This window comes from Aeromonas enteropelogenes (assembly GCF_020097295.1).
Taxonomy (GTDB): Bacteria; Pseudomonadota; Gammaproteobacteria; order Enterobacterales; family Aeromonadaceae; genus Aeromonas; species Aeromonas enteropelogenes.
Map to the genome: position 1 here is coordinate 1,787,215 of NZ_CP083625.1, position 13,158 is coordinate 1,800,372.

At 60.6% G+C, this 13,158-nt stretch carries 14 protein-coding genes; 3 read left to right on the forward strand and 11 right to left on the reverse strand.

Annotated elements, in window-relative coordinates; genetic code table 11:
• The first annotated feature begins 200 nt into the window (after nucleotides 1-200).
• Nucleotides 201-1,256, forward strand: a complete 1,056-nt coding sequence (locus LA321_RS08435) for an amino acid permease (protein WP_224212252.1) — start codon at nucleotides 201-203, stop codon at nucleotides 1,254-1,256.
• Nucleotides 1,257-1,320: 64 nt separating this feature from the next.
• Here LA321_RS08435 and LA321_RS08440 read toward each other — a convergent pair whose 3' ends face one another.
• Nucleotides 1,321-1,959 carry an exopolysaccharide biosynthesis protein gene (locus LA321_RS08440; RefSeq protein WP_042070328.1) on the reverse strand — a complete coding sequence of 213 codons (639 nt, stop codon included), beginning with the start codon at nucleotides 1,957-1,959 and terminating at the stop codon, nucleotides 1,321-1,323.
• Nucleotides 1,960-2,098: 139 nt separating this feature from the next.
• Complete coding sequence (locus tag LA321_RS08445) at nucleotides 2,099-2,404, reverse strand: monooxygenase (RefSeq protein ID WP_042070329.1); 306 nt, start codon at nucleotides 2,402-2,404, stop codon at nucleotides 2,099-2,101.
• Between the two features lie 119 nt (nucleotides 2,405-2,523).
• Here LA321_RS08445 and LA321_RS08450 point away from each other — a divergent pair, with 119 nt between their 5' ends.
• Entirely contained in the window at nucleotides 2,524-2,856 is a 333-nt protein-coding gene (locus LA321_RS08450; protein WP_026455840.1) for a winged helix-turn-helix transcriptional regulator, read from the forward strand.
• A 621-nt stretch (nucleotides 2,857-3,477) separates the two neighbouring features.
• Nucleotides 3,478-4,893 carry an ammonium transporter gene (gene amt, locus LA321_RS08455; RefSeq protein WP_042070331.1) on the forward strand — a complete coding sequence of 472 codons (1,416 nt, stop codon included), beginning with the start codon at nucleotides 3,478-3,480 and terminating at the stop codon, nucleotides 4,891-4,893.
• 77 nt (nucleotides 4,894-4,970) lie between these two features.
• Here amt and LA321_RS08460 read toward each other — a convergent pair whose 3' ends face one another.
• The 9 genes from LA321_RS08460 to LA321_RS08500 form a co-directional block, all read right to left on the reverse strand.
• Nucleotides 4,971-5,438, reverse strand: a complete 468-nt coding sequence (locus tag LA321_RS08460; RefSeq protein ID WP_026455841.1) for an outer membrane lipoprotein — start codon at nucleotides 5,436-5,438, stop codon at nucleotides 4,971-4,973.
• 98 nt (nucleotides 5,439-5,536) lie between these two features.
• A complete protein-coding gene (locus tag LA321_RS08465) occupies nucleotides 5,537-6,034 on the reverse strand; it encodes a GNAT family N-acetyltransferase (protein ID WP_042029059.1) in 498 nt (165 codons plus the stop codon).
• A gap of 101 nt (nucleotides 6,035-6,135) precedes the next feature.
• Nucleotides 6,136-6,540 carry a nitrous oxide-stimulated promoter family protein gene (locus LA321_RS08470; protein ID WP_042070333.1) on the reverse strand — a complete coding sequence of 135 codons (405 nt, stop codon included), beginning with the start codon at nucleotides 6,538-6,540 and terminating at the stop codon, nucleotides 6,136-6,138.
• An 88-nt stretch (nucleotides 6,541-6,628) separates the two neighbouring features.
• The gene (locus LA321_RS08475) at nucleotides 6,629-8,431 is read right to left on the reverse strand and encodes an aminopeptidase P family protein (protein ID WP_042070334.1); all 1,803 of its coding nucleotides are present in this window, start codon (nucleotides 8,429-8,431) and stop codon (nucleotides 6,629-6,631) included.
• Between the two features lie 32 nt (nucleotides 8,432-8,463).
• Entirely contained in the window at nucleotides 8,464-9,129 is a 666-nt protein-coding gene (locus LA321_RS08480) for a GntR family transcriptional regulator (protein ID WP_026455845.1), read from the reverse strand.
• 190 nt (nucleotides 9,130-9,319) lie between these two features.
• Nucleotides 9,320-10,945 (reverse strand): phosphoenolpyruvate carboxykinase (ATP), encoded by a 1,626-nt coding sequence (gene pckA, locus LA321_RS08485; RefSeq protein WP_042070336.1) that lies wholly within the window; start codon nucleotides 10,943-10,945, stop codon nucleotides 9,320-9,322.
• A 148-nt stretch (nucleotides 10,946-11,093) separates the two neighbouring features.
• A complete protein-coding gene (gene hslO / locus LA321_RS08490) occupies nucleotides 11,094-11,978 on the reverse strand; it encodes an Hsp33 family molecular chaperone HslO (protein WP_042029062.1) in 885 nt (294 codons plus the stop codon).
• Between the two features lie 86 nt (nucleotides 11,979-12,064).
• Nucleotides 12,065-12,463, reverse strand: a complete 399-nt coding sequence (gene hslR, locus LA321_RS08495; protein ID WP_026455848.1) for a ribosome-associated heat shock protein Hsp15 — start codon at nucleotides 12,461-12,463, stop codon at nucleotides 12,065-12,067.
• Nucleotides 12,464-12,707: 244 nt separating this feature from the next.
• Nucleotides 12,708-13,085 carry a hypothetical protein gene (locus tag LA321_RS08500; RefSeq protein ID WP_042029063.1) on the reverse strand — a complete coding sequence of 126 codons (378 nt, stop codon included), beginning with the start codon at nucleotides 13,083-13,085 and terminating at the stop codon, nucleotides 12,708-12,710.
• Nucleotides 13,086-13,158 lie beyond the last annotated feature (73 nt).

Here is a 13,158-nt window from a genome sequence, read left to right on the forward strand (position 1 = left end):
AAAAGAGTAATACTGTTTCAAAGTTGAAATGGGAGAAAAGTGATTCGGTATGGACCATGGGGCTATATGCCACAGCTGTGGGGGCCGGCACTTTATTTCTCCCGATTACCGTAGGCAGTAACTCCCCGGTTATCTTGCTGTTTATTTTATTACTGGCGTTTCCACTTTCTTATTATTCTCACCGTGCGCTGAGCCGGTTTGTGCTCTCCAGTTCCCATCGGGAGGGAGACATCACCCATGTGGTGGTGGAGCACTTTGGCGCCAGAGCCGGCCAGTTGCTGATGCTGGTCTACCTGATGGCCTTTTACCCCATCATTCTGGTCTACAGCATCTCCATCACCAATGCGATCCAGAGCTTCCTGGTGAACCAGCTGGGGAGTGCAGCTCTCCCTCGTGGCTGGCTGGTGCTCGGGGTCATGCTGGGTCTGCACCTGATCCTGCTGGCGGGCAAGCATATAGTGGTATCGGCCATCAGCGTGCTGGCCCTGCCCATGGTGGCGTTTCTGCTTGGCCTCTCCTTCTATCTGCTACCCCAGTGGAGCCTCTCCTATTTTACCGAGAGCCTGGCGGTGGATTGGCATGATCCCGCCTTCTGGAAATCCCTCTGGCTTATCGTGCCTGTGATGGTGTTCTCCTTCAGTCATGCTCCCATCATCTCCTCATTCAGCGCCGCCCAGAAGAAGCGGGATCATCAGCATGCGGATCAGCTCAGCAGACGCATCATCAAGTGCAGCAGCCTGCTGATCTGCGGCAGCGTGATGTTTTTTGTCGTGAGCTGCGTGATGAGCCTGAGCCAGGCCGAGATGGCGCTGGCTCGTACCGACAATATCTCCGTGCTGTCGGCGCTCGCGAACAAGTTCTCAAATCCGTTGATTGCCTATGTGGGGCCGCTTATCGCCATCCTGGCCATGTCGAAGTCCTTCCTCGGCACCTCCATGGGGGTGAGCGAGGGAACGGTGAGCATGGTGAATGGCGCCTGTCAGGGGCTCGGACTCTCCCTCAAGGAGTCGACCATTACCCGGGTTTCCTCCCTGATCCTGTTCGTCGTGACCGGGGTCATCACTTACCTCAATCCCAACGTGCTCGACATCATAGAGCGCATCAGCGGGCCGCTCATCGCCGTGATCCTGTTTCTGCTGCCTGCCTGTTCCATCTATCGCTTGCCCGCGCTCAAGCGCTATCGCGGAGCGAGCACCCTGTTTGTGCTGGTGATGGGGCTGCTTGCCATCTCGGCCCTTATCTACGATCTGTTCTGACGAACCGGATCCGGCACAAAGCAAAAAGGGCGGCCCATGGCCGCCCTTTTCATATTTCTGGCTGTCAGCCAAACAGGGTCGAGATATTTTGTCCCGCCATCAGCAGGCCGATGGCCAGGGCGCTGAACCAGACCAGGGTCGCCGTGACCAGCAAATAACCGCCAGCGACGAACAGGCCATCGCGCTGCAGCATGCCGGTGCTTAGCAGCAAAATGGCCCAGGCCGGCATGGCGTTGGTGAAGGGGATGGCACCCAGGGGGAGCATCAGCAGCAGGGCCGCCAGCATGATCAGCAGGCCATTGCAGCGGTTGATGGTGGTGCTGCCCGTCAGCAACAGCAGGCGCGGGCGGATGAAGCGATCGATGCGGGCCAGCAGATCCGCCCCCTTGTGCAGGGTCGGCTTGAGCTGATCCGCAGCGAAGCGGCGTTCCATCAGAAAAGCAGGCAACCAGGGCACCCGGTTGAGAGTGATGCCGATGCCGATAAACAGGATCAGCAGACCAAACGGGGTGCTGACGCCCGGAATGGAGACCGGCAGCAGGAAGGGCACGGTGAGCAGCACGCAAAACAGCAGCATGCCCTGCTCTCCCACCAGGGTCAGCATCTGGCGCAGGTTGATGTGGCTCTCGTCGATGGCGTGTGCCGTGGATCGCAGGGTATCCGAGAGCGTGCTTTGTGGATCTTTGAGTTGCGCGGCAACCATGCCTGATGTCCTTCTGATGAGTGCTGAGGGTCACCATGACCCGGTTGCGCGTCAGAATACGGGGGCAAGGTTAATCGCGGATGAATAGGGGGGAGCAGATAGCGAAGCGCCGCCCCGATCAGGCGGCGGGGCGAACGGATCACTTGATGCCGAATGTGATGCGGCTGAGGGGCTCGTTGATGTCGAACAGCTTGTATTGCACGTCGCTGGCGCCCATGGCAAGCACTCGCTGTTCGTGCATCTGCACGTATTGCCGTGCGCTCGCCTCATCCTCGAACAGATAGATGCCGCCTGCTTCGCCGGTGCGCGGGTTCTCCGTCCATATCTTGGAGATAAAACCGGGCTCGCGGGTGATGGACTCGGCCAGCGGCACGGCGGCCTCGGTCAGTGCCGGCCCCATCTGCTCGGCGGGAAAGGTGAAATGGATTTGCAGCAAACTGGGCATGACGGCTTCTCCTGTTGAATGATACGACTTGTCGCATCATAGGAAGCCGGCATTTTGGCTGCAAGAAGGCACATTTTCGTGGCATAGTTACCCTGAAGTAACCATTAGCGAGGTACGCCTTGAACCCGCCCCTCTGTCCTGCCTACGAGGTATTGCGACTGCTGAACGGAAAATGGAAACCGGCCATCCTGTTTCATCTGCAAAGCCAGACTCTGCGTTTTGGCGATCTGCGTCGCCGTTTGCCCGCCGTCAGCCAGAAGGTGCTCACCGCCCAGCTCAAGGAGCTGGAGAGTGACGGTGTCATCAGCCGGACCCTCTACCCCAGCGTGCCTCCCCGCGTGGAGTATGCCCTGACACAATTGGGTACGGCTTTGCTGCCCCTGTTGCAACAGATGCATGACTTTGCTCTTGCCAACGCCGGGTTGCTGGCACAGCAGCAGGATGTGACTTAGGCCTCCTGGGGCCGGCCATGTCTCATATCCGCAGATGATCAGGGGAGGGATGCCCTTCGCCAGGGGATGAGCCTGACCCTATGCCCGGTGTCAGTGAGCTCTCGCTGCACTCTTTCCTTGCGCCAGTTCCCGAATGCCTGAGCTCATATCCAGCCAGATCTGTCCTGTTCGTGGGTCACGCCCGTTTTCCTGCCATATCGCAGCCAGATCATTCCTGGTGATGACGGATTTTCCCGATGTTGGCTCGCGCGTGGTCAAGAGGCGCCCCTGATTTGGCTGCGCCGTTCTGGTGCGCCCGCCATGACCTGCCCTGTCACGGGGCGGTCGAGGGCTGGATGGCGCATCTCGTGCGCCAACTTGGTGCGTCAAGTGCTAGGTTATAAGTCAATTACTTGATTTTATTGAATTTTAATTTTTGGCTCACTTTATGCTTTTTATCTGTCAGGTGGTGTCTGCGGCCATCGGTGACAGCAGTCATGATGGCGCTCCTGTGCAGACCCCTCCCCGTGCCGGACACGGGCGTGATTTTGGCAAGCCGTGAACAGTGCTGCGGCCGCCACGGATTCAATCAAGGAAACGGAGCCGGTCATGGACCGGCACGACAGGGAAGGAGAGTGCTCTATGGTCAAAAAATGGATGATGGCGGGTTTGCCAATACTGTCTGCCTTGCTGGTTACCCCAAGTTGGGCCGAAGAGGTCGCTCAGGTGCAGGCTGCGGCCACTGTCACCATCAACAAGGGGGACAATACCTGGATGCTGCTGTCGGCGGCGCTGGTGATCCTGATGTCGATCCCCGGTCTGGCGCTCTTCTACGGCGGCCTGGTTCGCGCCAAGAACATGCTGAGCGTATTGATGCAGGTATTCACTCTGTTTGCCCTCATCTGCGTGCTGTGGGTGATATACGGTTATTCGCTGGCCTTCACCGAAGGAGGCAGTTTCTACGGCTCTTTCAGCAAGGTGCTGCTCGCGGGGGTCACACCTGATTCCATCGCCGCCACCTTCAGCAAGGGGGTCGGCATCAGCGAATTCATCTACGTGGTGTTCCAGGGGGCATTTGCCGCCATCACCTGCGGCCTGATCGTGGGAGCCTTTGCCGAGCGCATCAAGTTCTCCGCCGTGCTGCTGTTCTCGGTGATCTGGTTTACCTTCGCCTATATCCCGCTGGCCCACATGGTGTGGTACTGGGCGGGCCCCGATGCCTACACGGACGCCGCCGCGGCTGATGCCGCCAACGCCACCGCGGGTTATCTGTTCCAGCATGGAGCCCTCGACTTTGCCGGCGGCACAGTGGTGCACATCAACGCCGCCGTGGCCGGTCTGGTCGGCGCCTATCTGGTGGGTAAACGCCTGGGTTACGGTCGCGATCCCATGACTCCCCACAGCCTCACCATGACCATGATCGGGGCCTCCCTGCTCTGGTTTGGCTGGTTCGGTTTCAACGCGGGGTCGGCTCTGGAGGCCAATGGCACGGCGGCGCTGGCCTTCGTGAACACCTGGGTGGCCCCGGCGGGTGCGGCCCTCTCCTGGACTCTGGCCGAGTGGGTGATGAAGGGACGCCCCTCCTTGCTGGGCGCCGCTTCCGGTGCCGTCTCCGGTCTGGTGGTGATCACGCCGGCGGCCGGTTTCGTCGGGGTCGGTGGCGGTCTGGTGATGGGCCTTATCAGCGGCGTAGCCGGCCTGTGGGGGGTGCACGGTCTCAAGCGCTGGCTGGGTGCTGACGACAGCCTGGACGTATTCGGGGTGCACGGGGTGTGCGGTATTCTCGGCGCCTTGCTGACCGGTGTCTTTGCCAGCCCGGATATGGGCGGTACCGGGGTGTGGGACTATGTTTCCAACCAGGTGGCCGATGGCTACTCCATCCTGGCCCAGGTGAAGGTTCAGGCCATCGGGGTGGGGGTCACCATCCTCTGGTCCGGTGTCGTGGCTGCGGTGGCCTACAAGGTGATCGACATGGTGATCGGATTGCGGGTGAAGGACGATGCCGAGCGGGAGGGGCTGGATGTCACCACCCACGGCGAGAAGGCCTACAGCATGTGATCCTGGTCGTGCCAGAGCACAAAAAAACCGCCGGGAGACCGGCGGTTTTTCATTGTTACCGAGAGAGGACGAGCTGCTTAGTTGACCACGGCGACGTTGATGGTGCCGTTGCCTTGGGTCATGCGAACCCGGGCGCCCGGGACGAAGGTCGGGCTGGCTTTCTGGACCACCACGATGGATTCCCCGGTCTCTTTCTTGATCTCGAGCTCGACACCATCAACTTGGTTGAACTTGTCTCCGGCGGCCTTGCCTGCGGCTGCACCGGCGATGGCGCCCCCGGCTGCAGCCAGGTCACGGCCGGTACCGCCGCCAATGGTGCTGCCCAGCAGGCCGCCGACCACGGCGCCACCTATGGTGCCGAGCAGGGCGTTCTCTTCGGCCTGGATCTTGACCGGGCGGGTCGAGATGATGGTGCCGTAGCTGACGGTTTGTACCTGTTTGGCGCGATCCTTGGTGTAGACATCGCCGGAGTAAACATCGCTATTGGCGCAGCCAGTGATGGTGGTGGCGGCAAGCATGGCAATGATGGTCATACGTTTAAACATGGTGGTTCTCCTGCACTGCACGCAATTTGAACAATCTGGTTGGTGAGTCGCACTCTACTCCAACCCGGTTGCACATGAAATTGGCAAAATGTAACCAATTATGTGTCCTGAGGGTGGCTTTGTCCTTGAATCCAGCCTGTACCAGAGAGTTTTTTCGCCAGCACCAGGCGATCTTCTCCCGGGCCGAAGTAGCCTGCGACTTCCTCCATCAACTGGTAGCCGAGGCGGTAGTAGAGACGCTGGGCCGGGTTGGCGGGATCGACGGTGAGGCGCAGCTCGTCGACGTTCAGGGCGCGCTGGTTGACCTCCATCTGGCGCATCATCCGCTCGGCCAGACCGAATCCGCGTGCCTCTGGCAGCACCGCCAGCGACAGCACCCAGCCTTGCGCGCGATCCTGGCCAAATCCCCCCAGCACATAGCCCACCAGATGCCCTTCATGCTCTGCCACCAGCAGCAGCTGTGGCCACAGATCCATGGCCTGGCGGAAGAAAAAGGCCGGATAGAGATCCTCGCCAAAGACCTTGGCATCGATCTGCCAGATCCCGTGCATGTCGGCATGGGTGGCGGTGCGCAAAACGGGCGGGGTGTGGTGCATCAGGACTCCATGTTTACAGCAGTTCGCCGTTGAGCGGGAGGTCAACGGCAACAAAGGAGCCATAGGGTACTGGCCATCCCTTGCCCGATGCAAGGGGGCATTCAGGGCGGCAGCGGGCGACTGTGGGGCAGTTTGGGCGCCTTGCGCAAGCGGTCGAGCAGGTGGCGCAGGGTTAGCCAGGGGTGATGCCACAACATGCGCGGGCCGCTCCATTTCATGACCTGGAGGATCTGCTTGCGCATCACGGAGGCGTAACAGTGGATGCTGCAGTTGGCGCAGGTCGGTTTGTGATCGTGGCCATAGCGACAGCGATTGAGCCTTTGGTAGGCAAAATCCCTGAGCTGGTGGCAGCGTTGGCAATGGGGATCCTGGTGATGATGCTGGCAGTAGAGGCGGATCATGGCGCTGACCGTCTTTTGCTCGCGCATCAGTCTGGGGTGGTCACTCGTCTCGCTGTGAGTAGCAGCGTGTGAGCCCCCGGCTGGGCTGGCATGATGACTTTTCATGGGCGCCATTTTCCTGACCCGCCCGCCGGGGGTGTTGATACAGGTCAAAAGGGGAGGCAAAAAAACAGGGCCCGTGGGCCCTGTGTCATCAGATGAGGCTGGTTGCCTGCTCAAGCCAGGCGAGATCGTCCCCGTCGAGCAGCGGACTCAGGCGGCGGAACACCTCGGCATGGTATTCGTTGATCCAGCGGAACTCGTCCGGGCTCAGCAGGCTGCGATCGATGAGGCGAATATCGAACGGCACATAGGTCAGGCGCTCGAAGCCCAGCATCGGCAGCTCGCCAACCTGCTCCTGCTCGGTCACCACCACCAGATTCTCACAGCGGATGCCGAAGGCATCTTCCCGGTAGTAACCCGGTTCGTTGGAGAGCACCATGCCCGGTTGCAGGGGGACCATGCTCCCTTTCGGAGAGATGCGCTGCGGACCTTCGTGCACGCTGAGGAAGTGGCCGACCCCGTGACCGGTACCATGGTCATAGTTGTAGCCGGCCTGCCACAGCGGCATGCGGGCCAGCACATCGAGCTGGATACCGGCGGTGCCGCGCGGGAAGCGGGCCTGATCCAGGGCGATGTGGCCCTGCAGCACCCGGGTGAACATGGCTTTCTGTTCGTCGGTCACCTCACCCACCTTGATGGTGCGGGTGATATCGGTGGTGCCGTCCAGATACTGACCGCCGGAGTCCACCAGATAGAGGCTGTCCTGACCGAAGGGGCGCGGCGTGCCGTTGCCATGGTGGTAGTGGCACATGGCGGCGTTGGGGCCCAGCGCCGAGATGGTATCGAAGCTCGGCTCGATATAGTGTTCCTGCTCGCGGCGGAAGGCTTCCAGCTGGTCGGCCAGGGTGCCTTCGTCCATGCCCTCGAAGGAGCCTGCGGCGATCTGCCGATCCAGCCAGGCGAGGAAGCGGGTCACGGCCACGCCGTCGCGTAGGTGGGCGGCGCGCATGCCGGCCAGCTCCACCTCGTTCTTGCAGGCTTTCGGCAGCATGGTGGGGTCCTGGCCGGCGACCAGGATGGCGCCCGCCTCTTCCATCACCAGCTGGGTCCAGGCGTTGGCGCTGTCCGGGTCGGCCAGCACCTTCTGCTGATCCTCACCGATGCGTACCAGCACGTCACCCAGCTTGTCGATGGGGTAGACGGAGACGTCCTGACCCACGTGCTGGCTGAAGGCGAAGCAGTCGATCTTGTCGGTATCGACGAAGAAATCCACAGTGGTGTTGGCGTACAGCACCGCAAAGCCCAGCACCACCGGCAAGCGCTCGATGTCGCGGCCACGCAGGTTGAGCAGCCAGTTGATGGGCTCGGCCTGGGTCAGCAGCACCGCATCCAGACCGCGCTTGCGCAGATCCGCCGCCAGCAGCTCACGCTTGGACTGGCTGGACTGGCCAGCCAGCTCCTCGCTGTAGAGAATGACCGGGCTCTTGGTCGGCGCGGGGCGATCGGTCCAGTGCAGGTCGATGGGGTTTTGCTCGACGCGCACCAGCTCGATGCCGCGCTCGGCCAGCAGCGCCTTGGCTTGCTTGTACCAGGTCAGGCTGTGCAAACGTGCATCGAAACCGACCCGGGCGCCGGACGGCAACTGTTCGGTCAGCCACTGCACGTGGGGATTGTCATTCAGGTGAAGAAACTCGAACAGCTCGGCGGGGGTCTGCATGCGGGCCTGCACCGTATAGCGGCCATCGACAAACAGGGCGGCGCGCTGAGCCATGATGATGGCGACGCCGGCGGAACCGTTGAAACCCGTGATCCAGTCCAGTCGCTCGGCGTAGGCGGGGATGTACTCACCCAGGTGCTCATCATCGTGGGGGATGATAAAGGCGTCCAGCTCCTGCATGGCCAGCTCGGCCCTGACTTGGGCGACGCGGGTTTCAATCAACTCGAAATTATTCATATCGTTATGCCAGATGGTTGCTATATGAGTGTTCAGTTGTTGTGGCTGCTGTCCAGGATCCGCTTGATCGACTGGCCTGCGGCCTCAATATGCTGCTTGAGCAGCACCACCGCCTCGTGCTTGCGCCGGGCGCGGCATAGCTCCAGCAGCTGGGCGTGTTCACGCTCCGCCTTGTCCACGCCATCGCTGGCAAACAGCAGCTCGAAGCGGACATAACGGTCACAGCTCAGATTGATCTGGGCGATGAGATCCAGTGCCTGGGGGCGGCCGGCAGCCTGATAGAGGGTGGCGTGGAAGCTGTGGTTCAACTCGGCCCAGTGTTCGATCTGGGTGCCTGACTCCAGGGCGTGATCGAACTGGGCGAGGATCGCCTCCGCTTGCGCGAAGGTGGCTTCGGTCATCTTGTCGACGGCATGAAACAGGGTATCGGCTTCCAGCAACGCTCGCAAATAAAACAGTTCCTCGATGGCCGAGGCGTCCAGCATGGTGACCACGGCGCCGCGATGGGCTTCGAACTTCACCAGCCCCTGGGCCTCCAGCTGCATCAGGGCTTCCCGCACCGGGATGCGGCTCACCGCCAGCTCCTTGGCGATGGCGTCCTGGCGCAAGGGGGCGCCGGCGGGAATTTCCCCACGGAGGATCCGGCCACGGAGGTTTTCCATCACCATCTGGGTTCGGGTCTTGTAGGGTGGGGTCATGGCAGGGTCACGATAGCGCGTTACGAAATTGTATATTGTATAAAGTTTGGCTGAATCTACCCCGTTGGGGCGAGCAAGGCAAGGTTTACGGGCGTCCAGCCCAATGCCAGCAGCGTTCGGAGCCTGTGTAAAAAACAAAAATGCCGGTCAGCAAGGCTGACCGGCATGATTCACTCGTCGCGAGGAGTTATTACAGCTGCGGACCTGCCGCCACCAGGCGCTTGCCCTCGTCGTTGTCGGTGAAGCGCTCGAAGTTCTTGATAAAGCGCTGGGCCAGATCCTGCGCCTTGGCATCCCACTCGGCCTTGTCGGCGTAAGTGTCGCGCGGGTCGAGGATCGCCGGGTTCACGTCGTGCAGCTCGGTCGGCACTTCCAGGTTGAAGATCGGCAGTACCTTGGTCGGCGCCTTCTCGATGGAGCCATCCAGGATGGCGTCGATGATGGCGCGGGTGTCCTTGATGGAGATGCGCTTGCCGGTGCCGTTCCAGCCGGTGTTGACCAGGTAGGCCTCGGCGCCCGCCGCTTCCATCCGCTTCACCAGCTCCTGGCCGTACTTGGTCGGGTGCAGGGAGAGGAAGGCCGCGCCAAAGCAGGAGGAGAAGGTCGGAGTCGGCTCGGTGATGCCGCGCTCGGTACCGGCCAGCTTGGCGGTGAAGCCTGACAGGAAGTGGTACTTGGTCTGCTCCTTGGTCAGCTTGGCGACCGGCGGCGGCACACCGAAGGCGTCGGCGGTCAGGAAGATCACCTTGGTGGCGTGACCCGCCTTGGAGACCGGCTTGACGATGTTTTCGATGTGGTAGATGGGGTAGGAGACGCGGGTGTTCTCGGTACGGGAGCCATCGTCGAAGTCGATGGTGCCGTCGGCAGCTACGGTCACGTTCTCCAGCAGCGCATCGCGGCGGATGGCGTGGTAGATGTCCGGCTCGGCCTCTTCGGAGAGCTTGATGGTCTTGGCGTAGCAGCCTCCCTCGAAGTTGAACACGCCGTGGTCGTCCCAGCCGTGCTCATCGTCACCGATCAGCTGGCGCTTGGGATCGGTGGAGAGGGTGGTCTTGCCGGTGCCGGAGAGGCCGAAGAAGATGGCCACGTCGCCGTCCTGACCCACGTTGGCGGAGCAGTGCATGGAGGCGATGCCGCGCAGGGGCAGGAAGTAGTTCATCATGGAGAACATGCCCTTCTTCATCTCGCCACCGTACCAGGTGCCGCCGATGAGTTGCATCTTCTCGGTCATGTTGAAGGCGACGAAGTTCTCGGAGTTGAGGCCCTGCTCCTTCCAGTTCGGGTTGGTGCACTTGGCACCGTTCATCACCACGAAGTCCGGTTTGAAAGTCTTGAGTTCTTCTTCGCTCGGGCGGATGAACATATTCTTCACGAAGTGCGCCTGCCAGGCCACCTCGGTGATGATGCGCACGGCCAGGCGGGTGTCCGGGTTGGCGCCGCAGAAGCCGTCGACCACGAACAGGCGCTTGCCGGAGAGTTGCTTGGTCACCAGGGATTTCAGATGTGACCACACTTCCGGGGTGATGGCCTTGTTATCGTTCTTGCCTTGGTCAGACCACCACACAGTATCCTGGGTAGTTGCGTCTTTGACGATATATTTATCTTTCGGGGAGCGGCCGGTGAAGATACCGGTGTTGACGTTGACGGCGCCCAGCTCGGTCACTACGCCGCGCTCGAATCCTTCCAGGTCGGGGCGAGTCTCTTCTTCGAACAGCTGCTCGTAAGAGGGGTTGCGTACAATTTCCTGGCTGTTTTTGATGCCGTACTGGTCCAGACCTAATTGTTGGGCCAGGGTGGGTTCTGCCACGATTGTCATTGTATTCTCCTGGGGTCAGAGGTTGTAGGGTTCTATCTGGCGTCCATCCTATCACTTAGGTGGTAGAGTTTAGCGATCGCCATCAAACTTTATAAAATAGGGTATTTTTTTGTTATTAAAGTTAAAGGCGGGTTTTGCCCGCCTTTAATTAGTGTAACTTGTTTGCATCATTGCCGGGAGCCCTGCTGAACAGGGTTTCGACGTCGATCCCATTAAATTGGTACTGGGCGCCGCAGTAATCACAGTGCATGTCGATCTTGCCGAGCTCCTGCACCATATCCATGACCTCTTCCTTCTCGATCTGCAGCAGGGCCCCTTCGCAACGCTCGCGGGAGCAGGTGCAGCGGAACTCGACCGCCTGCGGATCGAATACCCGTACCTTGTCCTGGTGGTAGAGGCGGTAGAGGATCTCTTCCGCTTCCAGACCGAACAGCTCTTCATCCTTGATGGTGCTGGTGAGCTGGGTCAGGTGGTCAAAGTCATTGCTGTGATCCTCGCTCTGGGCGGGCAGCTCCTGCAGCATGATGCCGGCCGCGCGCGGGGCACCTTCATGGTAACCGGTGCGGATCCACAGCTTGGTCGCCAGCTGTTCGGACTGGGCGAAGTAGTGCTCCAGACAGCCCGCCAGGGTGTCGGCGTCCAGCGCAATGATGCCCTGATAGCGCTCGCCCTGCTCCGGGGTGATGGTGATCACCAGCTGGCCATTGCCGATCAGGCTCTGCAGCTTGTCGTCGTTCGGCAGCTCGCCCTCGTAGCGGGCCACGCCACGCAACTGCTGGTTGTTGTCGCCGTTGATGACGGCCAGACGGACCGGGCCGTCCCCCTGCAGCTGCACCGTGATGGAGCCTTCGAACTTGAGGGTAGCGGTCAGCAGGCTGGTGGCCACCAGCAGTTCACCCAGCAGCTTTTGCACCTGCACCGGGTAGTTCTGGGCTTCCACCACATGGCGATAGGTGTGATCCAGCTGGACCAGCTCGCCACGTACTTCGTACTCTTCAAACAGATAGCGATACAGCAGATCTTGGTTGCTCATCATGTATTCCTGGGTTGTTCGGTGAGGTCAATCGGTCGGGTTGGCTCCTGCCTCGCGGTGGCCAGCCCGTCGTTAAATGGGTCGGGTCAGTATTGCTTGACCTTGAGCAACTGGCGCCGCTCCTGTTTGTCGGGGCGACGTTCGGGGCTCGGGGCAAACTGGCTGTTGAAACGGCGGGCCTCGCTGTTCTCGGCCCGTTTCTTCAGGCTGTCAGCCGTCTCTTCATAGAGTTGCTGGGCCAGCGGTGCCGACTTGCGCTGCTCGCTGAGGGCCAGCACTCGCACTTCCCGTTCATCCTGGCCCTGCCAGAAGCGGATTAGTGCCCCTACTTCCACATGTTTGCCCGGTTTGCTGCGCTGACCATTGTAGTGCACCTTGCCCCCGTCAATCTGATCCCGCGCCAGCGAGCGGGTCTTGTAGAAGCGGGCCGCCCACAACCACTTGTCGAGACGAACCTCGAGGGTGCTTTCTGCATGTTTGGACATGAACGGGCTCCATAACGGGGAAAAGAGGCGGTCGATTATACCAGAGGCGATGGCCGGGATAGAAACCGGGCGACAGGGGAGCCGGCATTGGCGGGCATCCGTGTCACCATCATGTTGGCAGCCTGCTGATTGGAAAGGAGAAATATTGCCAGACTGGATAAACGTCAGGGCTTGGCGCAACACGGTGTCGAAGGCATAAAAATGCCGCCTGGTGGGGCGGCATCGAGGGGCGGCGGGGCCGGGATCAGAAACGATCCTGTTGCTCCGGCTTGTTGCCCTGCTCTTTTTCGCTGTGTTCGATGGCGGTACGGATGAGATCCACCCCGGCGCGGATGATCAGCACCCCCATGTTGACCAGCTTGACGCAGACCCACATGAAGGCGATCAGCAGGATCAGCTTGAGCACTGTCTGGAACGCCTCCAGGAAGTTCTGTTCCAGATTGGCGGTCAGGCCGCTGGCGCTGCTCATCAGCCAGGTGTAGACCTCGCGCACGAAGGGGATGCGGCTCGGCATCTCCAGCACGTCGAGGGCGGCGGGCAGGGCCTGGAAGATAACGATGCTGCCAAACAGGATCAGGATGACACCAAGGGAGATGCCAAGGAAAAAGCCGAACTGTCTCATTAAGGGCTCCAGCATTTGCTGTGTGACATTGAGGTTAGCCCTCAATAGTAGGGAGTCACTCCTCTGACCGCAA